The organism is Rhodococcus sp. Q1, assembly GCF_004153645.1.
GTDB lineage: Bacteria > Actinomycetota > Actinomycetes > Mycobacteriales > Mycobacteriaceae > Rhodococcus > Rhodococcus gordoniae.
In genome coordinates this window covers 980,984-1,002,263 of sequence record NZ_SDMJ01000001.1, presented here as the reverse complement: position 1 = coordinate 1,002,263, position 21,280 = coordinate 980,984, and the positions used below count along the sequence as shown (strand labels likewise).

General features: G+C 60.5%; 20 protein-coding genes. 7 read left to right on the top strand and 13 right to left on the bottom strand.

Translation table 11 applies throughout. The annotated features are described in order from the left end of the window. Positions 1 to 3: 3 nt before the first annotated feature. The 8 genes from EQ874_RS04720 to EQ874_RS04685 form a co-directional block, all read right to left on the bottom strand. On the bottom strand, positions 4 to 1,020 hold the full coding sequence (locus tag EQ874_RS04720; protein ID WP_129975850.1) for a nitroreductase family protein: 1,017 nt from the start codon (positions 1,018 to 1,020) through the stop codon (positions 4 to 6). Then, complete coding sequence (locus EQ874_RS04715; protein ID WP_129975848.1) at positions 989 to 2,521, bottom strand: lipopolysaccharide biosynthesis protein; 1,533 nt, start codon at positions 2,519 to 2,521, stop codon at positions 989 to 991. The genes EQ874_RS04720 and EQ874_RS04715 overlap by 32 nt, the downstream gene beginning before the upstream one ends. Continuing rightward, positions 2,505 to 3,671: a polysaccharide pyruvyl transferase family protein gene (locus EQ874_RS04710; RefSeq protein WP_129975846.1), complete on the bottom strand. Its 1,167-nt coding sequence runs from the start codon at positions 3,669 to 3,671 to the stop codon at positions 2,505 to 2,507. Before EQ874_RS04710 ends, EQ874_RS04715 begins: the two co-directional genes overlap by 17 nt. Then, positions 3,668 to 4,927 (bottom strand): hypothetical protein, encoded by a 1,260-nt coding sequence (locus EQ874_RS04705; RefSeq protein ID WP_129975844.1) that lies wholly within the window; start codon positions 4,925 to 4,927, stop codon positions 3,668 to 3,670. Before EQ874_RS04705 ends, EQ874_RS04710 begins: the two co-directional genes overlap by 4 nt. Beyond that, entirely contained in the window at positions 4,924 to 6,033 is a 1,110-nt protein-coding gene (locus tag EQ874_RS04700; protein WP_165369198.1) for a polysaccharide pyruvyl transferase family protein, read from the bottom strand. The genes EQ874_RS04705 and EQ874_RS04700 overlap by 4 nt, the downstream gene beginning before the upstream one ends. Further along, positions 6,030 to 6,998, bottom strand: a complete 969-nt coding sequence (locus EQ874_RS04695; RefSeq protein WP_242496655.1) for a glycosyltransferase family 4 protein — start codon at positions 6,996 to 6,998, stop codon at positions 6,030 to 6,032. Before EQ874_RS04695 ends, EQ874_RS04700 begins: the two co-directional genes overlap by 4 nt. Before the next feature lie 373 nt (positions 6,999 to 7,371). Further along, positions 7,372 to 8,154 carry a WecB/TagA/CpsF family glycosyltransferase gene (locus EQ874_RS04690; protein WP_129975838.1) on the bottom strand — a complete coding sequence of 261 codons (783 nt, stop codon included), beginning with the start codon at positions 8,152 to 8,154 and terminating at the stop codon, positions 7,372 to 7,374. Between the two features lie 146 nt (positions 8,155 to 8,300). Continuing rightward, positions 8,301 to 9,767, bottom strand: coding sequence for a sugar transferase (locus EQ874_RS04685; protein WP_165369206.1), 1,467 nt, complete (start codon positions 9,765 to 9,767; stop codon positions 8,301 to 8,303). 582 nt (positions 9,768 to 10,349) lie between these two features. Between EQ874_RS04685 and EQ874_RS04680 the strand changes: the two genes are divergently transcribed. The 4 genes from EQ874_RS04680 (at position 10,350) to EQ874_RS23105 (ending at position 14,146) form a co-directional block, all read left to right on the top strand. Continuing rightward, the gene (locus EQ874_RS04680; RefSeq protein WP_129976016.1) at positions 10,350 to 11,273 is read left to right on the top strand and encodes a UTP--glucose-1-phosphate uridylyltransferase; all 924 of its coding nucleotides are present in this window, start codon (positions 10,350 to 10,352) and stop codon (positions 11,271 to 11,273) included. Between the two features lie 365 nt (positions 11,274 to 11,638). Beyond that, a complete protein-coding gene (locus tag EQ874_RS23035; protein WP_207213475.1) occupies positions 11,639 to 12,511 on the top strand; it encodes a helix-turn-helix domain-containing protein in 873 nt (290 codons plus the stop codon). Positions 12,512 to 12,691: 180 nt separating this feature from the next. Further along, a complete protein-coding gene (locus EQ874_RS04670) occupies positions 12,692 to 13,498 on the top strand; it encodes an aspartate dehydrogenase domain-containing protein (RefSeq protein WP_242496641.1) in 807 nt (268 codons plus the stop codon). A gap of 270 nt (positions 13,499 to 13,768) precedes the next feature. Then, positions 13,769 to 14,146 carry a hypothetical protein gene (locus EQ874_RS23105; RefSeq protein WP_242496640.1) on the top strand — a complete coding sequence of 126 codons (378 nt, stop codon included), beginning with the start codon at positions 13,769 to 13,771 and terminating at the stop codon, positions 14,144 to 14,146. 690 nt (positions 14,147 to 14,836) lie between these two features. Here the strand turns inward: EQ874_RS23105 and EQ874_RS04655 are convergent. The 3 genes from EQ874_RS04655 to EQ874_RS04650 form a co-directional block, all read right to left on the bottom strand. After that, a complete protein-coding gene (locus EQ874_RS04655; protein ID WP_016932013.1) occupies positions 14,837 to 15,757 on the bottom strand; it encodes an SDR family oxidoreductase in 921 nt (306 codons plus the stop codon). A gap of 107 nt (positions 15,758 to 15,864) precedes the next feature. Continuing rightward, positions 15,865 to 16,023 carry a hypothetical protein gene (locus tag EQ874_RS22845; RefSeq protein WP_165369197.1) on the bottom strand — a complete coding sequence of 53 codons (159 nt, stop codon included), beginning with the start codon at positions 16,021 to 16,023 and terminating at the stop codon, positions 15,865 to 15,867. 246 nt (positions 16,024 to 16,269) lie between these two features. Further along, positions 16,270 to 17,709 carry a sugar transferase gene (locus tag EQ874_RS04650; protein ID WP_129975834.1) on the bottom strand — a complete coding sequence of 480 codons (1,440 nt, stop codon included), beginning with the start codon at positions 17,707 to 17,709 and terminating at the stop codon, positions 16,270 to 16,272. A 337-nt stretch (positions 17,710 to 18,046) separates the two neighbouring features. On the opposite strand from EQ874_RS04650, the gene EQ874_RS22840 reads away from it, so the two are divergent. Next, positions 18,047 to 18,214: a hypothetical protein gene (locus EQ874_RS22840; protein ID WP_165369167.1), complete on the top strand. Its 168-nt coding sequence runs from the start codon at positions 18,047 to 18,049 to the stop codon at positions 18,212 to 18,214. On the opposite strand, the gene EQ874_RS04640 is transcribed toward EQ874_RS22840, so the two are convergent. Then, complete coding sequence (locus EQ874_RS04640) at positions 18,193 to 18,834, bottom strand: DUF305 domain-containing protein (RefSeq protein ID WP_165369196.1); 642 nt, start codon at positions 18,832 to 18,834, stop codon at positions 18,193 to 18,195. The two genes, EQ874_RS22840 and EQ874_RS04640, sit on opposite strands and share 22 nt — an antisense overlap. A gap of 181 nt (positions 18,835 to 19,015) precedes the next feature. Here EQ874_RS04640 and EQ874_RS04635 point away from each other — a divergent pair, with 181 nt between their 5' ends. Next, a complete protein-coding gene (locus EQ874_RS04635) occupies positions 19,016 to 19,711 on the top strand; it encodes a response regulator transcription factor (RefSeq protein ID WP_232284661.1) in 696 nt (231 codons plus the stop codon). After that, a complete protein-coding gene (locus EQ874_RS04630) occupies positions 19,708 to 20,826 on the top strand; it encodes a HAMP domain-containing sensor histidine kinase (protein ID WP_129975828.1) in 1,119 nt (372 codons plus the stop codon). The genes EQ874_RS04635 and EQ874_RS04630 overlap by 4 nt, the downstream gene beginning before the upstream one ends. Here the strand turns inward: EQ874_RS04630 and EQ874_RS04625 are convergent. After that, positions 20,817 to 21,254, bottom strand: coding sequence for an SRPBCC family protein (locus tag EQ874_RS04625; protein WP_016932019.1), 438 nt, complete (start codon positions 21,252 to 21,254; stop codon positions 20,817 to 20,819). The two genes, EQ874_RS04630 and EQ874_RS04625, sit on opposite strands and share 10 nt — an antisense overlap. Positions 21,255 to 21,280: the final 26 nt, after the last annotated feature.

The following is a 21,280-nucleotide window of genomic DNA, read 5'->3' as shown; positions in this document are numbered from 1 at the left end:
GGGTCACAAGACGTTTCCTATCTGAGAAGATGCGTTGCGCCGCAGCACCTCTACAATGCCCCTCCGCACACTGGCTGGAACCACATCGCTCGCCTCAAGATGACCGAATGAAATTCCTACGGCCGCTCGTTCGTACTCCGGTATTCCCAATCCTCGAATTAGGACACGCTCTTCCGCTGCCGTATTGCCAAATTGCAATAAGCATGCACCTACACCCTTCCAATGCAGCGCGTATACGAGAGTCATTGCAAACAAACCAGCGTTGAGATAACCCTGGTTTCTTTCGCCATAGAATTCCAGACTACGAGAATCATACGTAATTAAACCCATTTGGCACGTATCGTAGTCCACCCCGCCTGTGCCATGCAGAGTGTCATAAAGCAAGCGCTTGCCCTCCGGGTCGTCGATGACGTGCAGTCGGACCATCTGTCGGTTACAGGCCGAAGGGGACAACATTGCGAGTTGCACCGCCTCGTCGAGAACTTCGTCCGCAACTTTCTCGCTGGAATAGCGCCGTGTCGAATGACGCGACGCAACGAACTCATCGAATGGGAGCTTCGCCCAAGCTTTCGGGTCTCGTTCCGAAATAGTTCGCACGCCGGCTTCGCACGCCTCGACGTCTGGTTCCTCTGCTCTGGCCAGGAACCGTCTTATCGTTTCGTATGCATCCTGATTTTTGTCATCCCGGTCGGCATGAAACTCTAGCCATGCTCGCAGAACTGACTTTCCCATCTGATGAGCGGTCGACATTCGGGTCTCGATGCTTGCGTTCTCAAGCATCTGGGCCAGCGCAACTGCCTTCGCGGCACCAAAAGACCTAGGCGAGCGATACGCCATCCCCTTCTCAAGTGAATGGACCCGCAACATGATCCGGTACTGCTCGTGGCTCGATTCGCGGCCACCGTCCAAGAGATGACTCGACATGAACCGCGCATCGTAGAAGTATTCCCGGTGGATCTTTATCCGCTTTACGAACTGCCGTAGCGAGTCAACGGACTTTAGTTTTTTCTTGAGACTCACGACGAATCACACTCCTTGCTGCCTTGACGAGATTGGGATCGCAAACGAGTAGGTATGCGACAAGAACTATCCAAACGAACAATTTGGCGGACAGTACGGGCCAGAAGTCCAGGCCCCACCAGGATTGATGGTCGCCCACCAACACAAAGCACACCGCAGCGAGACCGCCGGCTTGCAGCCTTACCACGCGTACCCAGGGGATGCCGGGTATGTCTAGGCGTCGGGACGAGCGGACTGCCATTCCACTCATGATGATGCGTTGCACCAACTGAGCCGCGGCCACACCCATCAAGCCGAATTGAGCTGCCCCTAATACGGCCAAGGGTATTGAAATGACGCTCGACGTTCCGGATATCAACAACACCGCACGGGTGCCCTTCTCGTGATAGAGCAGAGCTGACAATGAGGGGTAGTAAATCGCCTTCACCATCATGCTGAGCGCAAGTAGAGGAACGATTCCGGCAGCTGCATGGAAACTCTCCGGCGTCATCAACATCAAAAGCTCGGACGCGAACAGTGCGACCGAGGATGAGATGATGACCGAGGCGCCCACGAACGTCGCAATCACACCGCGTACGCGATCCCGCCAGCCGGATGGGCGCTCATCAACCTGCGTGAAGTACCACGACAAAAATGCGCGATGAAAAGCCGTCTGGATTGCGTCGATGAAATTGACCGCGTACATAGCGATATTGAATAAACCGGCGGCCGCGACGCTAATTACGTGCGAAATGATGACCCGAGTCGCCAGCGAAGTCGCCTGCAAGGTAAGCGTGTGGGGGAGCATAGGCACGGCGTATGCAAGCAGACGACGAGCCTCTTTCCGCTCGAAGCGTACCCACAGCATCCCCATCTTCATAGCTCGCGTTGTTCCGATCAACGCAAACAACCCGTTGGCCATGACCAATGCGAGCGCTACACCAAGAAGTCCGAGATCCAGCGGTCCAAGGAATAGTACGGTCAACCCACCGTTACACACGAAGAGGGCAAGCGAGTAAACACCGTAGAACTTGGCCATTGATCGCGCTTGAAGCAGCGCTAGAAAAACCGAAGTCAACGGCTGGAAAAACAACGATACCAACGCCACCAAGATAACCGGATAGAAATCAAAATCGGGAAATATCAAGGGGGAATACAACGGTCCAGTCAGGATTAGAACAGCAGTAAGAATCACCGCAGCGGATAACACCGTTGTATAGGCCGCAGTATAGAACTTGGCCTGACTTGGAGGATCACCCGCACTTACGTTTCCGTTTCCATCTCTGCCCTCGAAAGATGGGTGGCAGAATCGCACCACCGCGTATTCCATACCCAGCGATGCAATTGCACCGCCGAGCAGCAGGAGAGTGACGATCAGATTGAAGTATCCGTACTCCTCCGGTGTCAGCAGCCTTGTGTAAACCGGAAGTAGGATTAGCGAGGAGAGTTTTTGCAGGATGGAAGCGACGGCATATACGAGGGAGCGCCCAGCTACTCCCGCAGAGTTACCCGACTTCCGCAAGACCTTCTCCGACTGCTTGCTTGATTCGGTCCAAGACCGTCAGGGCATGTTGTCGTTCGCGTTCTACAGCAGACTGCGCAGTCCACGCTGGCGGCTCTGCGATCGCCCGTTCTACTTTTGCGAGCAACGTGCGGTATTTACCGGGATCGCCCGACTCTGCCAAGTTGACATAGCGCTCCTCCAGACCAAGCTTGGTTAGGAGATTCTTGATCTTGCTCTCGTACTTCGAATAGAGGGGCTCGCTGTCAAAACTGACGAATGGCACCTGGCTCAGTGTGCTCATACACGTTCCATGGAAGAAGTCCGTAACCACGCAATCGTACTGACCGAAGACGCCCGCAAATTGAATGGGATCCAATTGTAGGAATCGGGCGCCGGGATATCGGATAAACACTGTGTCTATATTCGCCGAATCGCGCAGATGCGAAATCAAGACTTCACCGATTTTGCGATCACGCACCATCAGCAAGACTTTCTTTCGTCCGAATTGAGCGCTCGCAGAGTAGGGCACGACGAACTCCGGTAAACCATGGATCAACGTAGGATCCACGATCTCGTCGATATCTGCAGAATCCTCGAGCAACTCGCGAACGAAGGAAGATGTGTTTGCATCACGCACGGAGATGTAGGCGTACGAGGAAAGTGAACGTCGAAGAATCTCCCGGGTATCCTTCGATAATTTCGAGATATCGAGGCGGTTAGCCGACGTCGCGAAACTTGCTCGAACACGACCGAGGAATTCAGGCGCGTAATAGATACTCTTGTCGCCAACGAATGCGAGATTCCAGACCTCATCTGATCCTGTTATAAAGCCATCGAAATGGGCGTTGAGATAATCGACAGCATCATTCCGGTCGTTTATGTCAATCCACCGCTTTCCGGCAGTACTGTGGGTATATGGCGACACAAATCGGCGCATGGCTGCGAAGTTCTGAACTCGGGTGAGGCCAAAGCTGGGGTTCTTGGGATTGAGCACCGAAGCGAAGCGCCGTCTCCTGACATGCGCGACGTCTGTCGGAACTAGGGAGTACTCGCCCTCCCCACCTGCCGTATTGAATAGTTGATGGGTCGCATAGGCCTGTAGAACAGTGCCGTAGTTCTCCGATTGCGTGAGAGTCAGAATTCCGATTCTCTGAGAATTAATACTCACTTCGAGTCCTTATCAATTCTTCGGCTTTGCACGGCACCAATTTTTGAACCACCCTCATCCGAACCATGCGAACGTGTGGTGGAGTAATGCAGATCCAGTAAAGCGATTACGATGAAAAGCACAATCCAGTAGCTCATATGTGTGATCAGCCTCGACGTGATCAGCACGAAGAAGGTGTAGGTTATTAGAATAAAAGCAGGTCGACTCGTCCTCCCCACAAAAACGAGAGCACCGAGATACACTGCAACCCCAATAATTCCAACCTCCATGTACACGCGTAAAGTGTCATTATGTAGGAGCGAATTCCAGGTTGTCCCGCCAACTCGATAGGCGACGTTGCCTAAACATTCATTCAGTGATCCAAAGGCCTGGGACGTATCAGCACAGTGAACGGCCAAACGGTAGATAGAGACGCGCCCGCTGGCGAAGTCATCGAAGCTCACACCGAAGTAATTGTAAAAAAGCCGCGAAAACCCGGAGGAATAGGTGGCCTGCACGACGAAGGGACTTACGACGCCGGCAAGTAGCAGCACGATTAGAGAGCTGCGCTTCGGAAGTATAGGCTTTCGAATCCATCGGCGAAATATCAGGAACAACGGGGCGGACACAAAAGCGGCACGTTTCAACGAAATCATAGTGAAAAATGTCGCAACTCCGCTACGCACCGACTGTTGCCTGACAACGAAGTACATTACAAGTACCAGCATATCGTGCGAGAACGACGATTCAAACGGCGACGTAGAACTCGACCAACTAATTGCGCTCAGCGCAGCCAAACTGAAATCGCCCGAGGTGAGAATATAGATTACGTACCGTGCCAGGAGAATCGTCACGTACACGTCGGCCATACGGAGCGAAACTGTATTAGCAATGCACAGTGCAATTACTGCTGGCACCAGGATGAATCCTACAGCACCGAAACTGGTGTATGTAAAGTCGCCATGTACGACCACTTCATTGATAATCGACAGCAGGACAAGAACACCAGATGCGATCGCGAGCGCAACAGCTGATCTGCCGAAGATGAGCCTACTGCCCGGGCGTAACTTCAGGATCAGCCCGATGTTCCTCAATGCCGCAAATGCAACGAGCGCCGCGAGGCATGCATAGTACGCGGCTCTCGGAATAATCTCCGCCATATAGAAGGTATAACTAAATGCGTATGCGATAAAGAATGTCAACTGAGCGTAGTCGACGAATTGCATAGAGCTGGAGCGCGGAGGCTGGAACGTATGCAACTTGAGTACCTGACTCACGGACGCTCCTCCGTCCCCAGTAGTGATCGAAGATGTGACCACGAAGCGGCGGCTCGCGTATGCAACTTCTCCGCCACCTCATCGGCGTCGTAGTGCGGGTCTTCCACCGGCGGTTCGTCCAGCGACGACGCCAACCGAGTTAAGCCAACGGATGCGAGAAGATCTTCATTTCGCGTCGAGTTACTCTGCGGAAGAAGTGCATAGACCGGCCTTCCAAACGCTAACGAGAATGCCGTCCCGTGAAAAGAGTCTGTTACGACATATGAAGCGTCTCGAAAAAGAGCGACGAACTTCGCCGGATCCACCAGATACTCTGATGCGCGATGCTCTACTAGCATCTTGGCATCGGGCGTAACCCGACGCACTGGGAGATTGTGTCGGCGTTGAACCGCGGCCAGCCTCTCCGTAAATCCCGGAGTATTGTGGAGCTGATACACAAGGATGTATCGATCGCTTGCAGAAGGGTACGAACGCGAGAATTCAGTCCAGTATTCTCTCCCATGTAGGAGCACCGGATCTACATCAACGCGGGAAGAGATTCCCATCTCTTCAAGGGCGCTTTGCGCGGTGGGTTCACGAACGGATACAGACTCGAAGTCCTCAAGCCATGCAGCCACGCGCTCAACGTCCGCTGCGGACGGCGCACTTGATCCGAAACTCGCTGCATAGCTGTGCTTCTTGTCAGGCTTCTGCCCGTCCAAGAAATAAACAGGATCCAGTCGCCCATGGATCGAGTTCCAAACCTGATCACTCCCCGTAATCACAAGATCTAGATCGTCGGCAACATCCAGAACGCTCTCGCCATCTGCACAGGTACGCGTGAGCGTCAAGTACTGGCGCTGGAACTTACGGAATCGCAAGCTCATCGTTGCCATGTTCGGGGTCTGGATCACCAAGTAAGCAGCGCTTTTTACGACGGAGTCCCTTACTCGTGAATCTTTGAGGCGTGATCCTGCCAGCCTGAGCGGACGATCGGTTGTAGGAAAATAGTCGATGATGCGGGGTGCAGCACCCAGAGACACCAGGGCAGTTTCGAGCGCCCGAGACTGGAGTAACGATCCGTAGTTTGGATAGACGTGACGCGTCAAGATACCGACTTTTTTCACTGGCCCTCCGTTGCCTGGGTGGTCCCGTTCCGCAAAGGAGTTACCGGAACTTCTGTAGTTTTGGCTCTCCGCCAAAGAGTTGAACTGCGGACTCCACCGGCTCGCTTATTCACAACACGGTCGTACGCTTCGTCCAACTGTGCAGTCACCACTTCGGTGGAAAATGTTCTTCTCGCCCAAGCGGTCAACTCAGTGCTGTAATCGTGGCGATCGGACGCACAGTCGATCATCGCCTCGGCCAACGAGGCCGCGATCTCCTCTTCGGTCTTTGCATCGGTATCAACCAGCCGCATCGCCGGCGCACCGTCAAAGACCTGCCATTCACCGACCTTGGTATAGACGGTAGGAGTCCCTTGAGCATGAGATTCGATCAGCGCCATAGGAAGGACCTCGGCGCGACTTGGGAGTACAACGGCTGTAGCCGTCGCAATCTTCTCCCGTAATCTCGCTCTGGTCAGATTGCCGAGATAAGAGACACCCGATTGGGGAGTTACCGAATATCCGGCTGCCAACGGGCCAGCAATAAGCAGGTTTGCATCCGGAAACCGGGCATGGACAGCAGGCCAAGCGTCGATCAACCGATCGTGTCCTTTTCTCGTCCCGACCTCCCCCGCGAACAAGAACGTCGGGGACGCCTCTCGCTGAGGCGTTGTGCCGGCACAGCAGTGGAACGCGTCAGAACTAAGCGGGTTGGCAATGACTTGCGTCGACGTTCGGGCAACCGCGCTTACTACCTCCGCGTGGTTCTTACCCAGGCATAGAACAAGATCGGCCCGATTCAGGACAAACGTTGTAAGTGACGGATACTTAGCGACGTGCTTTGTGAGGTCCGCACCGTGGAGTGTTACAACCGTGGGTTTCCGCAAAGCCTTGGCGAGAAGGAGCAGAAAGCCCTCTCGTATGAAGCTGCCGTACTCACTCAGATGAACGTGAGCGATTGTCCACCTATTAACACTTCCGCACATCTTGATGGCGGCCCGAGCCGCAGTCGAGAAGGACGCGAACCTGCTGTTCGGATCCCAGGACGGGCAGGCCTGTTGTTCAAAAAAAGGCGACTCGAACTTCAGCGTTTCTTCTATTACTGCTGCGATACCCCCGGAGGTACCTGGGGCGGGACCGACCTGCAGAACGATCTTGCGATTGCGTCCCACCTCCGGCGAATCCAGTGAATCCATTGCAGTGAGAGAACCTTCGTGATCGGTCATTACGCAGCACTCTGCCACTCAGCGACGCTTTCAGACGTCCAGTGGGCAACAAGTCCAGGAATGTCAACACCGTTCGGTAGAAGCGATGGGACGAAATGTCGCTGATGAGTGATAGAACCTGGAGCAGAGCATTTCACCTTTTCAACCCTCCATTCTCAACGAAGGTTGGGACGAATGCCATGGCATCGCGCGCGTATCGAGGCAGCAGTCGACGCGGTTCAGTAGCGATTCGGTGGACCCATTCCAGGCCGGCCCGCTGCATCCATAGCGGAGACCGCCGGTATCTGCCGGCGCTGAAGTTGATTGCCATTCCGAGGCAAAGGATCTGCCCGGAACCGTCTTCTTCGCGAATCTCATGTGCGATACGCTCCTGCTTCGGTGCGCCCAAGCCGAGGACAACGAGTCCACCGGTGCCGTTCGAAGCCACGCGCGCAACTAATGCCTTTCTCGAGTCGGGGTCATCAACTTCAGATCGCGGTGCCGGTTCCTCGTAAACCTTCCAGGACGAGCGGCGCGCCCTCTCCGCCACAGCTGTCAGGGCATCGCGATCCTCTCCGCCGACCAGTACAAGCGGCCTGCCCGCTCCGTGAGTGTCAAGAACGAGCTCCAACAGATCCGATCCGGCGATGCGGCCGACATCCGTTCCCGACGCTCGGGAAAGCATCCAAGCCACTGGCCAGCCATCAGGAAGAAGCAGGTCAGCCGACGTATAGAGATCGACAAGGGACTTGTCCTGCCGCATCAAGTAGATGTGATGCAGGTTCGGGGTGATGACAATTCGCCATCTATCGGAGTCGCTCTGAGTGATCTCCTCGACAACTTCCTGCAGTGTCTTGCGCGCAAACGACATCTGCTCGCCTCGAATGCGTATGAAGACTGAATCGGTTACACTCCGCAGCATTTCCTGCCCTTTCACGATCTATGCCTTGAACGAATCGATGGCGCGCGGACGTTGGGTCCGGCTTGTGCTCGATTTCCGAGTTGGCTAGTACGCAGCTTGCTCTCCGCGAATCTCTCAGCAAGGATTCGCCGAACGCCATCCCGGCAACTAACACGTGGTTGTCAGTAGGCGCCGTCGCTGGCGAGCACCGCCTTGACGGTCTTACCGATGATCAACACATCCGAGACCATCGACCAGTTCTCCACATACGACAGATCCAGCCGCACCGACTCGTCCCACGACAGATCCGACCGACCCGACACCTGCCACAGACCCGTCACCCCCGGACGCACAAGTAGCCGCCGCTGGACCCGGCCGTCGTAGGCCTCCACCTCACGCCGCAACGGCGGACGCGGACCCACCACACTCATCTCCCCACGAATGACGTTGAGGAACTGCGGCAACTCGTCGATACTGAACCGCCGCATCACCTTCCCCACACGCGTGACCCGCGGATCGTCCTTCATCTTGAACAGCGGTCCGGCACCCTCGTTCTGCGCCAGCAGAGTGTCGACCAACCTGTCGGCGTCGGTGACCATCGACCGGAACTTCACCATCCCGAACGGCTCACCATCGAGACCGATCCGCTCGGCCCGGTAGAAGACCGGACCCCGATCCTCGAGCTTGATCAACAACGCGACCACCGCGAACACCGGCGCCAACACCACCAACGCCGCACTCGCGAACGCGAGATCGAAAATCCGCTTCCCCGACCGCTTCGCCCCGTGATAACTCGGCTTCTCCACATGGATCAGCGGCAGACCGGCCACCGGACGCATCTCGATCCGCGGACCCGCCACATCGACCACGCCCGTCGCGACCACCAGATCCGTCTCGAGCGGTTCGAGCTGCCAGACCAGATCGTGCAGACCCTCGCTGCCCAGAGTCTCCGTCGCGGTGACCACCACCGTGTCCGCCCCCGACAACTTCAATGCGTCGACCACCGAATGCTCGTCGCCGTAGACGGTGATCTCCCGGCCGTCGACATCGATCACCTCACCCGGCGCCCCCGAATACCGCGGCACGCACACCCCGACCACGCGGTAACCCTCCCCGTCCTTACGGGAGAAGGTGCGCGTCATATGCCGCACCGCCCGCGCACCACCGACCACCAGCACCGACGTCTGGAACTCACCCCGAGCCCGCTTGCGCGCGATCACCTTCCGCCACAACCACCGCGTGAGCAACAAACCGACGAGACCCACCGGCAGGGCAATGGCCAAATATCCACGTGCCAGTTCCAGGCGGAACACGAGTGCGATGATCGCGATGAACCCGAATAGTCGAGCGGTACTCGATACGACACGTTGATACTCGCTATGACCTGCGCCGATGACACGCCGTGACCGAGTACGGAACAAGGAGAGAGTGATCAGCCAGAGACCAACGAGACCCGCCGAGATCAGCGCGTAACTGAGTTCGGAGACCGGCTCTGTTGTCGATAGGTCGCCCTGCCCGAATCGGAGGGTGTGTGCCACAACGACGGCCAGCACAACGACAATCACGTCGGACCAGATCAATCGGCTGATGTAGGACTGCTGCCAGTTTCTACGGTTCGCCGAACCCGGCGGTTGACGCTGTCCACGAATGGAATTGGCGTAGTCCCCCACGAGGGCATCGGGTACGCCGTGACTCGCCTCCCCGACGGCGGTCATAGCCCAACCACCCACATCGTTGTCTCCTCCCCGAGACACCTACTGCTCGCACGAACAAGCAACGCCGGACCCGATCCGCGTACCCTCCCCGGTCGCGTGACCTGCCCGTTGCGTGCCCAGCCGGGCGCAGTTCTTCCAGTTGTATGCGTGTCGCTCCTATGCGAAAACGCTCGTTGAGACTGTAACGTTACTTACGAGATCTGGCAGCTTGAACAGTCGTCCAGATGGAACCTTCTCTTTGAATGTGCCGCACGGTTACATTTGGCGATGCGATCCGCGTTTACAGGTCCCGGCGAAGGCAATCCTCCCTGCTATCTTGCACTTTCGGTGCACTCTCCGATTCGCGAACCCGCAGGGCGGCCCCTAGACTGCGCTTACCGACCCCCACGTGATGCGGGATTGACGGTCGGAATATTGAAGGTGAGATGTATCTCACCATTGTTCAACGTTTTGATCGTGCATTCGCGGGTATTCCGGCGCGGTCATGCGCTCGACAGGGGAGGCGAGGGTAGAACCATGCAAGAAGTAGGAGTGCGCAAAGCTTTCCGCACAGCAGTGGTACCGGCGGCAGGGATGGGCACCAGATTCCTGCCGGCCACAAAGACTGTGCCGAAGGAGCTGTTGCCGGTGGTCGACACCCCGGGCATCGAACTCGTCGCGACGGAAGCCGCCCAGTCGGGAGCTCAACGACTTCTCATCGTGACGGCTCCCGGAAAGGACGGAGTGGTCGCGCATTTCGTCGACGACTTCGACCTCGAGAAGCACCTCGAGGCGAAGGGCAAGCTCGAGCTGCTCGAGAAGGTACGCCGCGCACCGAATCTGCTCACGGTCGGATCGGTTGTCCAGGAGAAGCCGCTCGGTCTGGGGCACGCTGTCGGCTGCGCCGAAGCCGCTCTGGAGCCTGACGAAGATGCGATCGCCGTTCTTCTCCCGGACGACCTCGTGCGACCGAGCGGCATCCTGGAAACGATGGCTCGTGTCCGCGCCAAGCGTGGAGGAAGCGTGCTGTGCGCCATCGACGTTCCGAAGAGCCAGGTGAGCTCGTACGGCGTATTCGAGGTCGAGGAAGTACCCGACGTCGCAAATCCGGATGTTCTGCGAGTTCGCGGCATGGTGGAGAAGCCCGCTCTTGCCGACGCTCCCTCCACGCTTGCTGCCGCCGGTCGTTACCTCCTCGATCGTGAGATCTTCGACGCCCTTCGCCGGATCAAGCCGGGCGCCGGCGGAGAACTTCAATTGACCGACGCGATTGCGCTGCTGATCGAAGAAGGTCACCCGGTCCACGTCGTCGTGCATCGCGGGACCCGCCATGACCTGGGCAACCCTGGTGGATATCTCCGTGCAGCCGTCGACGCGGCACTCGACAGTGACGAATACGGCGACGGGCTCCGCAAGTGGCTCCACGAGCGGCTTGATCTTGGCGCCTCTAACGCCGACTGAGCGAAGTGCGATCGAATCACATCGATGGGACTTAGGTCCTTGTTTCGCTGTGCCGTATGGCACCGATTCTGGTTAAATTCTCAAGTGTGTTGCCTCCCTGCAACATGCCCCTTCCCCTCCCCGGGAATTGGCAGCACCTGAGCCCCGCTGGCTCCTCCCCCCTACCAGCGGGGCTCGTGCTACTTGGGAACCCCTATAGGCGTTGACGACCCTCCGCGTGGGTGCCAAGATGATCAACCACGCGCTCGAATGCGTGTGCGAAAACTGAAAACAGATGGCCCGCCGCGACTGGCATCGCGACGGGCCGGATGTCCGACTATGAAGGAGTCGAACATGCGTCAGCATACCTATGCGCAGGTGACATCGTGAGCATCGAAGCGATCACCTGGGCGCTCGAACGCGCCGAAATTCCGTCCCCAACTCCGCCCGGGATGCCCTCGGCACCAGCACTGACGGTGGTCCTGCTCGGCTTGGCCAATCACGCGTCCCGTCACGGCGCGGACACATATCCATCCGTGCGGACGCTCGCCGGGTACGCCCGCATCAGCGAACGCCAAGTGCAGCGTTGTTTGAAGGCGCTCGCAACCCTCGGCCTCATTTCCCGGGGTGATCAAGAACGGATTGCAGCGACAATTTCTCGCGAAGACCGCCGGCCCGTCCTCTACAACTTGTCGATGAAGCGGGGTGACACGTCGTCACCCCGCAGCTCCGAACGAGGTGACAAGACGAAGCGCCACGGGGTGACAGGAACGACCGAGCGGGGCGACATCCCGGTCACCCGAACCGTCCTTGAACCAAAAGATGAACCTGCCGCACTCCCCCACGCGTCGAAACGCACCGGCGCCGTCGAACCCGAAGAGCAGCAGCCCCCTTCCCTCGATCAACTGGCCACGGCGTGCCGCCGGGCCGGCCTCACTGCCCGGTTCGATTTTCTGTCAGCCGCGAAGCGCGCACTCGTCGAACAATCCATCGACACCCATGGAGTAGAGGCTCTTGTCCGTGCCGCGCTCGAACGTCATCGACCATGGGATCCAGCTCGTTCCGCGGCGGCGTGGATCCCGGTCTGGCAGTCACTGCAACCACCCCGACCGAAACTCCCACCGCGGTGCGGTGGGTGCGATGAGTACGGCTGGCTACCCGACGACGAGCTCGGGCGCGCGGTACGGTGCCCGTGCCGTCAGGTGACATCGCACAGGATGCCCGCTCCGTTCCGAGAAGCGATGCCGTTGGCTGCGTGAACGCACTCGCCGCCGTCGACAACGCGCTGCCTCCCTATTCGACGTGATAGCAACATATTCCGATCATCGGACGGTGTCCCGCGAGACACGGTGACGTCGTGAGTCGGACATCGTGGACCTCTTCCCTCGGTACCATGAGCCCGTAGTCACGAATACGAGCGGCGGTATACCGCAGAGGATGTGAGGCAACTGGCACCCGAAGGAATCGAGCGTCGACCGATCGCAGTGTGCGTCGTCGGAGCCGGCACGATCGGACAGACCGTGATCGACGCTCTGCGCGACGACACGGTGCCGGGTGTGAGCCTCGCGGCCGTGCTCACCTCACGAAGCAGTACAGAGGAAACCGACGCTGCGTTCGACACCGCCGACATCGTGGTGGAAGCAGCCACCGTCGACGCAGCCCGCACCCTGCTGCCCGACGCGGTGCAACGCGGTAAGGACATCGTCGTCTGCTCATGCGGTGTCTTCGCCGAGCGCGGCTTCGATGTGGAATCGTTCGGGGCGGGGCCAGGACGTGTGCTGCTCCCGACGGGCGCGATCGGTGGCTTCGACATTCTGGCCTCGGCGGCACGAGCAGGCACACGCGACGCCCGCCTGACTCACACCACGATCAAACGACCCAGTGCTCTCGGCATCGAAGAAGGTCTGGACGCGGAACGTGAGGTGTTCCGAGGATCCGCCAGAGAAGCAGCACTGACCTTCCCTCGAACTTCGAACTCGTCGGTGGCTCTCGCGTTCGCGACGCTCGGGCTCGATCGGGTCGAGGTGGTGGTCATTGCCGACCCGGATGCCACCAGCACACGTCACATAGTGAAGTGGGAGTCACCGCTCGGCCGATACGAGTTGATGTTCGAGAACTCGATCGACCCGGCGTCGGACGGGCGCACCTCCGCGATCACTGCCTGGTCGGTGGTCGAGGTTCTTGCGGCCCTGTCGCGGGGAATCGGGTCAGGTGCGGTCGTGCTGGGGACTCCTCGGAGAAAGTAGCGCGCTCCGAAGTGGCCCGATGCCTTCACCTGAAGGACATTGTCGCTTTCGCGTGTTTGACGAAGAATTTCGGGACCAAAGTCCTCACCGGGTGGTCCGAACCGTAACGGCTTCTGTCACATTCGTGTTTCCTGATGGTTCTCCAGGTAGCGGCAGATGAACCAGTGCTGTACACAGTGTGAAACAACACATTTCGCAGGTGAAGGTGTAACTCCCTACCGGGAGTGGCTATTCGGTTTCACCTGACCTACTCGCACCCTGGAGCAGCCTGTGACGACATCATCGCCTTCCGACCGACCGGCGCGGGTACTTTTCCTCGGCACTCCCTCCGATGCCGTCGCACTCGACCGGTGGAGAGAACTGCAGGAGAGCCTCGATCTCGCAGGCATCGAGACCATCACTGCCTTCGAAGGCGAAGTGGATTACGCGATCCTCACCGAGGACATCCTCGACGGCTACTGCACTACCGCCGAAGCACTCACCCTTCAGAAGCTCCGGGCTCGAGGGGTCACGTGCGCAAGCACATGCGCCGGCCCCGAGCAGATCCTTGCAGCGCTGGCGGAAGCCTCCTCCGACGTTGCTTCGGTCGTGCCGATCTCGGCAGCCAGGGGACGCACTTACGGAGGGGCTGTACGCAGCGCGGTCTGACGTTCCAGAACGAGTCGTGCGCGTCGGTAGTCATCACCGACGCGCACGATTCGTTTGTTGCGGCTCAACCCTGGGCGACGGCGTCCGCCGTTGAGGTGGGCCGTCGAGCCTTCACGTAGCCCGATTCCATCGACTGCTCGTACCACAGGCGATCCGGGCCCCGTCAGAGTTGCTGCTGCCCGCTCTGGGCGGGGCAGGCTCAGCCGGCGTCCCGCCACTGCTCGTCGTCCTGGTGGAGCGACGGCGGGATCTCGCGTTTGTCGCGGGCGCGGATGACACGGCCGAAGACGATCGCGACGGCCACCGATACGGCTAGCCACCCGACGATCAGCCAGAAAACCCAGTTCACATATCGAACAACGTATGAAGTCCCCGGTTTGTTACTGCCGGGTAAGGAAGTCACCTGCAGATTCACCCGTTCGCATGACACTGTTCGGATTACACGGGGCTCGCGTCATTCATTCGAAGGATCCAGCCGGCCCGGTCCGTCTTCTGGCGGACGGTCCTAGCCGACGAGCTCAACCATGCGAACGGCAACCTTCGCCACAGTGGTGTTCCCGCCGCTCTGGGTGTCATAGGAGTAACTTCCCTGCACCTCCACGTACATCGTGACGATGTCGTCCTCGACGACGTTCGCGATGACCGCAGGGTCGGAGACTACGACCAGCGTGTTGCAAGTGAAGTGCTCGTTTACGGCGACGGCATCCCACCGTTGACGTGGATCGTCGAACCCACCACGTAGCTCGATTCCGGTGACGCCAGGAACACATAGGCCGGTGCCAGTTCGGTCGGCTGTCCCGCACGTCCGAGCGGGGTGTTCTGCCCGAACTCGGGCAGTTCTTCCTTCGGCTGGCCGTCCGACGGCTGCAACGGCGTCCAGATCGGCCCGGGCGCAACCGCGTTCACACGGATACCCTTCTCCGCCAGCTGGGTCGCCATGTTCTTCGTGAAGTTGTTGATCGCGGCCTTCGTCGACGAGTAGTCGATCAACGCCGGCGACGGCTGGTACGCCACGATCGAGGTGGTGTTGATGATCGTCGAGCCCGGCTGCAGATGCTTCAACGCCGCACGGGTGGTGCGGAACATCGCGAGGATGTTGACCTGGAAGGTCTGCTCGAGCTGATCGTCGGGCAGGTCGTCGAGCCCCTCTACCGCGATCTGCTTGCCCGCGTTGTTGACGAGGATGTCCAGTCCGCCGAGCTGCTCGACCGCCTGGTTCACGACGTCGGAGCAGAACGAGGCATCCGTCAGATCCCCGGGAAGAGTGACCGCCTTGCGACCGCTCTCGGTGATGATGCGTGCGACATTCTTGGCGTCGGGTTCTTCGTCCGGCAGGTACGAGATCGCGACGTCGGCGCCCTCGCGCGCGAACGCGATGGCAGTGGCAGCGCCGATGCCGGAGTCGCCCCCGGTGATCAGCGCCTTGCGACCTTCGAGGCGGCCCGTGCCCCGGTACGAGAATTCGCCGATGTCGGCCTTGGGCACCATGTCGGCGTCGAGTCCCGGCTCGGGCTGATCCTGCTTCGGAGGTGAGATGGACGGGTAGCGAGTAGTCGGATCCTGAAACTTCAGTTGATCGGTCTTGGTGGTGTGCACGTCTTGCTCGGCCATGAGTACCGCCTGTGAATCGATGATGGATCGAAGTGCTCGAGAGCTCGTTGCACAGTGGCTTCCCGAGGCGACCCGACCGCAAACGCCCCGGCACTCACCGAGGGCGATCAGCGCTTGTCCACCCCGACAGGGACGCGTGGTGAAGATGCGTCTGCGTCGGTAGGGGCCTCACGTTCGTCGCGCACGCGGATGATCCGGCCGAAGATCATCGCGGCGGTAACCGACACGCCGGCCCAGCCGAGCAGTACATACAGGATCCAATGCACACTTGGACAACTGTCCAACTCGTGGTTGCGTTACATCGATGGGCAGACTTCACCCCGAACTTCACCCTGTCGGGCGGGTCACTCCTGTGCTTCGACCTCGAAAGGGGCCGCGAAGAGCAGAGACCCCGCCGGAAGGGCATGCGAATAACCTTCCGGCGGGGCTCGACGTCGCCGTGCAGGGGACGACGACAGTATGTGACACTAGCGTGTTGTTGATCTTGATTCCAGGGTTACGTCCCCTGAGAGTCAGTACGCACCTTCGCTGGCGACGACAGCCTTCACGGTCTTCGCGATGATCAGCACGTCGGAGACCATCGACCAGTTCTCCACGTACGACAGATCCAGACGCACCGACTCGTCCCACGACAGATCCGATCGGCCGCTGACCTGCCAGAGACCCGTCACGCCCGGACGCACCAGCAGGCGACGCTTGACCCGGCCGTCGTAGCTCTCCACCTCGCGACGCAGCGGCGGACGCGGACCCACCACGCTCATCTCCCCGCGCACGACGTTGAGGAACTGCGGCAACTCGTCGAGGCTGAACCGACGCAGGACCCGGCCCATGCGAGTGACGCGCGGGTCCTCCCTCATCTTGAACAGCAGTCCGGCGCCCTCGTTCTGATCGAGCAAGGCGTCGACCATCTTGTCGGCGTTCTGCACCATGGACCGGAACTTGATCATTCCGAACGGGGTTCCGTCGAGCCCGATGCGCTCGGACTTGTAGAAGATCGGGCCGCCGTCCTCGAGCTTGATCAGCAGCGCCACGATCGCGAACACCGGAGCCAGGCACAGCAGAGCGGCGAGCGAGAACGCGAGGTCGAACAGACGCTTCCCGCTGCGCTTGGCACCGTGATAGCTCGGCTTCTCCACATGGATCAGCGGCAACCCGGCAACCGGACGCATCTCGATGCGCGGGCCGGCCACGTCGACGACACCGGTCGCCACCACCAGATCGGCGCGCTCGGGTTCGAGCTGCCACAGCAGGTCGCGGATGCCTTCGTGGCCGAGCGTCTCGGTGGCGGTCACCGCGACGGTGTCGGCACCCGAGGCGCGCAACGCTTCGACGACGGTGCTCTCGTCGCCGTGGATCGGGATCTGCCGTCCGTCCACATCGATGCTCTCGCCCGGCACACCGGAATAACGCGGCACGCACACACCCACCACGCGATAACCCTCGCCGCTGCGACGCTGAAATGTGCTGGCCATGTGACGAACTGCGCGAGCGCCACCCACCACGAGCACCGACGTCGTGAATTCACCCTTCCGCCGCCGACGTGCGACCACCCGTCGCCAGACCCACCGGCAGAACAGCAGGCCCGCGAGACCGGCGGGCAGAGCGATGGCGAGATAGCCACGCGCGAGCTCCATCCGGAAGATGAGCGCGACGATGGCGACCAGACCGAAGAGATAGAGCGTCGCCGAGACGACGCGCTGATATTCCTCGAAGCCGGCGCCGATCACCCGCCTCGACCGCGTGCGGAAAAGAGCCAGGAAAGCGATCCACGCGACGCCGAACGCGACGGAAATGAGGGTGTAACTCAGCGTTCCGACGCCGTCCATGGTGACCATCGAATCCTGCCCGAACCGCATCACGTGCGCGAGGGCGACTGCCAGCGCGATAACCAGACTGTCGGTGACGAACAGCGTGTCGACGTAGGACTTCTGCCAGTCCCATCGCGTGGACATCCGACTGCCGGCCGGCGCGGCGGCACCGGCGTGGGTAGCCGAAATATCTTGTACAGCATCGCCATTCGCCTGACGAACCGTGGTCATGACGGAAGAACCCTCATTGTGTGTCTCCTCCCCGAGACGCGTCGACACCCGAGTACCTCCCTGCACTCGAAGGTCGACAACCCCGTATATCGAAACCGCATCCTCCGTAGCGGCGCCGATACGTTATGCGATTGAGATCATCGCACAGATTTGTTTCTTACGCGCGACAACAAAGGGGAAGTTTTATCGCCACATCCGTACCCGCCCCGATCGCGATGCCGACATCGGCGCGCACCAGGGCAGGAGCATCGTGGACGCCGTCGCCGGAACATTTCCCCGTGCGCGCCGTGCCCGCATGTCGATCGCGGCCGGCGTGTTCGTGGGTGTGTTCGTGCACCTGCTGGGACATCGACGGCTCCTCACTCGCCGGCGGGACGAACCGCAAGCGCAGATCGGCTACAGAGTGGTCAACAGCTGACGCATCGTATCGATTTCCTTCTGCTGGGTGTCGGCGATGGTGCGAGCCAGCTCGACCGTGCCGGAATACCGCCCGTCCTCGATCTCGTCCTGCGCCATCTCGATCGCACCCTCGTGGTGGACGATCATCTGCTCCAGGTACATACGGGCGGCGGCCACGCCCTGAGCATCGGACAGTGCCTGCATGTCCTGCTCGCTCATCATCCCGTCCATGTGCGGCATCTCGTCCATGTGCGGCATGCCGAGCATGTCGCCTCTGTCCATCCGGGGAGTGTCCTCCCGGTGCATGGGCGTCATGCCCCACTCGTCGAGCCACGCCTCGAACTGCTCGATCTCGGGTTGCTGCTCGGCCTTGATCTGCTCGGCCAGTGCCCTCACCGGCTCCGGGATCCCATCCTTGGCGAGCAGCATGTCACTCATCTCGACGGCCTGCGCGTGGTGCGGGATCATCATCCGCGAGAACATCACGTCTTCCTGATCGAACGGCGCGGTGTTCTCACCGGACGTCGCGGCAGGCGAAGCGCTGGTCGTTCCCTCGTCACTACCGGAACCACTGCACGCCGACGTCGTGAATGCCACCGCCAGCGCGATCGCACCGGCGGCCAGAGCCTGCTTGTTCATGGCATCCACCCTCGCGTGTGCGATCCCGGGTTCGGGTGGAGATCGTATGAAGATTTGCTCAAGAAGTTCGGGCATGTCGTCAGCACCACGGCGGGTGACGATGATGGATCCCATGCCTTCCTCTGTTCGCCCGACGGGAACCTCCGGCGGATCCGCACCCGCCCCCGGCTCGACCGCCCGGATGCGGGCCATGGTCGTCGAAGACGAGGAGTCGTTGGCGAACCTCGTCGGTTCGTATCTCGAACGCGACGGTTTCGACGTGACGATCACCGGCGACGGATCCGAGGCAGTGACGCTCGCCCGCCGGATCGATCCCGACATCCTCGTGCTCGACCTCGGCCTCCCCGGGCTCGACGGCATCGAGGTGTGCCGGCAATTGCGCACCTTCTCCGACGCCTATGTCGTGATGCTCACCGCCCGCACCGACGAGATCGACACCTTGATCGGACTGTCCGTCGGAGCCGACGACTACCTCACGAAACCGTTCAGCCCGCGCGAACTCATGGCCCGCATCCAGGCGATGCTGCGCCGTCCCCGGACGGCAGGGCCGGTGACGGACTCCGCGGGCCGACCGCCCCGGACGTTCGGCGCTCTGTCCATCGACGTCGACGGACGGGAGGTCGCCGTGGGCGACACACCGGTAGCGCTCACCCGCACCGAGTTCGACATCCTCGCCGCCCTGTCCCAGGACCCCGGTGTCGTGTTCACCCGGGCACAGCTCATCGCGGCCGTATGGGGGCAGAACTGGGTCGGCGACGAACACCTCGTGGACGTGCACATCGGCCATCTGCGCCGCAAACTCGGCGACGACGCGACCCAGGGACGCTTCGTGCGCACCGTGCGGGGCGTCGGCTACCGGATGGGCACAGGGCGATGACGGCATCCTCCCCCACCGGCATGAGCTTCGGCACCCGCCTGTTCGTCGCTTTCATCGCTGTCGTCGTCGGATGCGCCGTCAGTGCGTGGCTCGTGGCCTCCGCCCTCGCCCCCGGAATCTTCCACGACCATCTCGGCCAGGCCGGCATCGACCACAATTCGAGTCAGGCGGCGCACGTCGAAGAGGCATTCACCTGGTCGATCGTTCTGGCGTGGGGTCTGGCAGTCGCCCTCGCAGTGCTCCTGGCGTCAGCAGTGAGCTGGTACATCGCACGCCGCATCCAGCGTTCGCTCACGTCGGTGACCACCTCCACTGCGCAGATCGCCGGAGGCCGGTACGACACCCGTGTCGCCGCTCCGGGACTCGGCAGCGAATTCGACCAAGTGGCGGCGAGTTTCAACGAACTCGCACGGCGACTGGAAGCGACCGAAACCACCCGGCGCAGGATGCTGGCCGATCTCGGTCACGAGATGCGGACCCCTATCGCCACACTCGACTCGTATTTCGAGGCACTCGAGGACGGCGTCCGAACCTTCGACGACGACACGCGGCAGATCCTGCGTGCGGCGACCCTCCGATTGGACCGGCTGGCGCAGGACATCACCGCTGTGTCCCGCGCCGAGGAACACCTCACGCGCATCACGCCGGTACCCACCACCACCGGCGCCCTCGTCACCACGGCAGTCGACGCGGTGCGCGAACAGTACGACGGCAAACAGGTGGCGCTGCACGTCGACATCGCAGAATCCGCGCCGGTGACGGTCGATCCGGAACGCCTCGGGCAGGTACTGGCGAACCTGCTGGACAACGCTCTGCGGCACACCCCGGAAGGTGGCACCGTCACCGTCGCCACGCGCATGCTCGATCGCGCGCGGACAGAGATCACCGTGACGGACACGGGCAGCGGAATCTCGTCCGATCACCTCGACCATCTCTTCGACAGGTTCTATCGTGCCGACACCGCACGCGACCGGAACCACGGGGGCACCGGCATCGGGCTGACGATCGCGCGGGCGCTCGTCGAAGCCCATGACGGTCGCATCCGCGTGCACAGCGAAGGACCGGGCCGAGGAGCGCGGTTCACCCTCGAATTGCCGACGGCAGATCAGACGTAGTTGGCCAGCACGAACTCGGTCAGACCCTTCCGGACCGCGTCGACCGCATGCTTCTGCCCTCGCTTCAGCACGAAACCGGGAACCGGAACCTTCGGTTCGAGCGACATGGTGACGTGCACCCGGGTTCCACGCGCAATCTGTTCGAGGGCGTACTCACCGTCCTGGCTGCGCTGCATCGCGCTGTCGAGGAGAGTCCACGACGTCGACCGTTCGGTCCAGTCGTGCTCGATGGTCTGGGTGTCGGAGAAACCGAACAGCGACAAGGTCATGCGAACCCGATGTGGGCGGCCGTCGGCATCCCGGGTGAGCACCTCGACACTCTTGTGGGCCGAGGACCATTCCGGGATGCGCTCGACATCTTCGAGCGCGCGCATCACCTGTTCGGGCGCGGCGTCGATGTCGAATCGGTCGGAGACGGTGGCCGCCATGTCGGGTCCTCCTCATAGGCGTGGAT

Coding starts and splice junctions, on each gene's coding strand:
- EQ874_RS04695 (WP_242496655.1), bottom strand. CDS start 6,998: ATGTGCGGAAGTGTTAATAGGTGGACAATCGCTCACGTTCATCTGAGT.
- EQ874_RS04680 (WP_129976016.1), top strand. CDS start 10,350: ATGCAAGAAGTAGGAGTGCGCAAAGCTTTCCGCACAGCAGTGGTACCG.
- EQ874_RS04635 (WP_232284661.1), top strand. CDS start 19,016: ATGCGGGCCATGGTCGTCGAAGACGAGGAGTCGTTGGCGAACCTCGTC.
- EQ874_RS04655 (WP_016932013.1), bottom strand. CDS start 15,757: ATGGCCGAGCAAGACGTGCACACCACCAAGACCGATCAACTGAAGTTT.
- EQ874_RS04640 (WP_165369196.1), bottom strand. CDS start 18,834: ATGAACAAGCAGGCTCTGGCCGCCGGTGCGATCGCGCTGGCGGTGGCA.
- EQ874_RS04630 (WP_129975828.1), top strand. CDS start 19,708: ATGACGGCATCCTCCCCCACCGGCATGAGCTTCGGCACCCGCCTGTTC.
- EQ874_RS04650 (WP_129975834.1), bottom strand. CDS start 17,709: ATGTCCACGCGATGGGACTGGCAGAAGTCCTACGTCGACACGCTGTTC.
- EQ874_RS04625 (WP_016932019.1), bottom strand. CDS start 21,254: ATGGCGGCCACCGTCTCCGACCGATTCGACATCGACGCCGCGCCCGAA.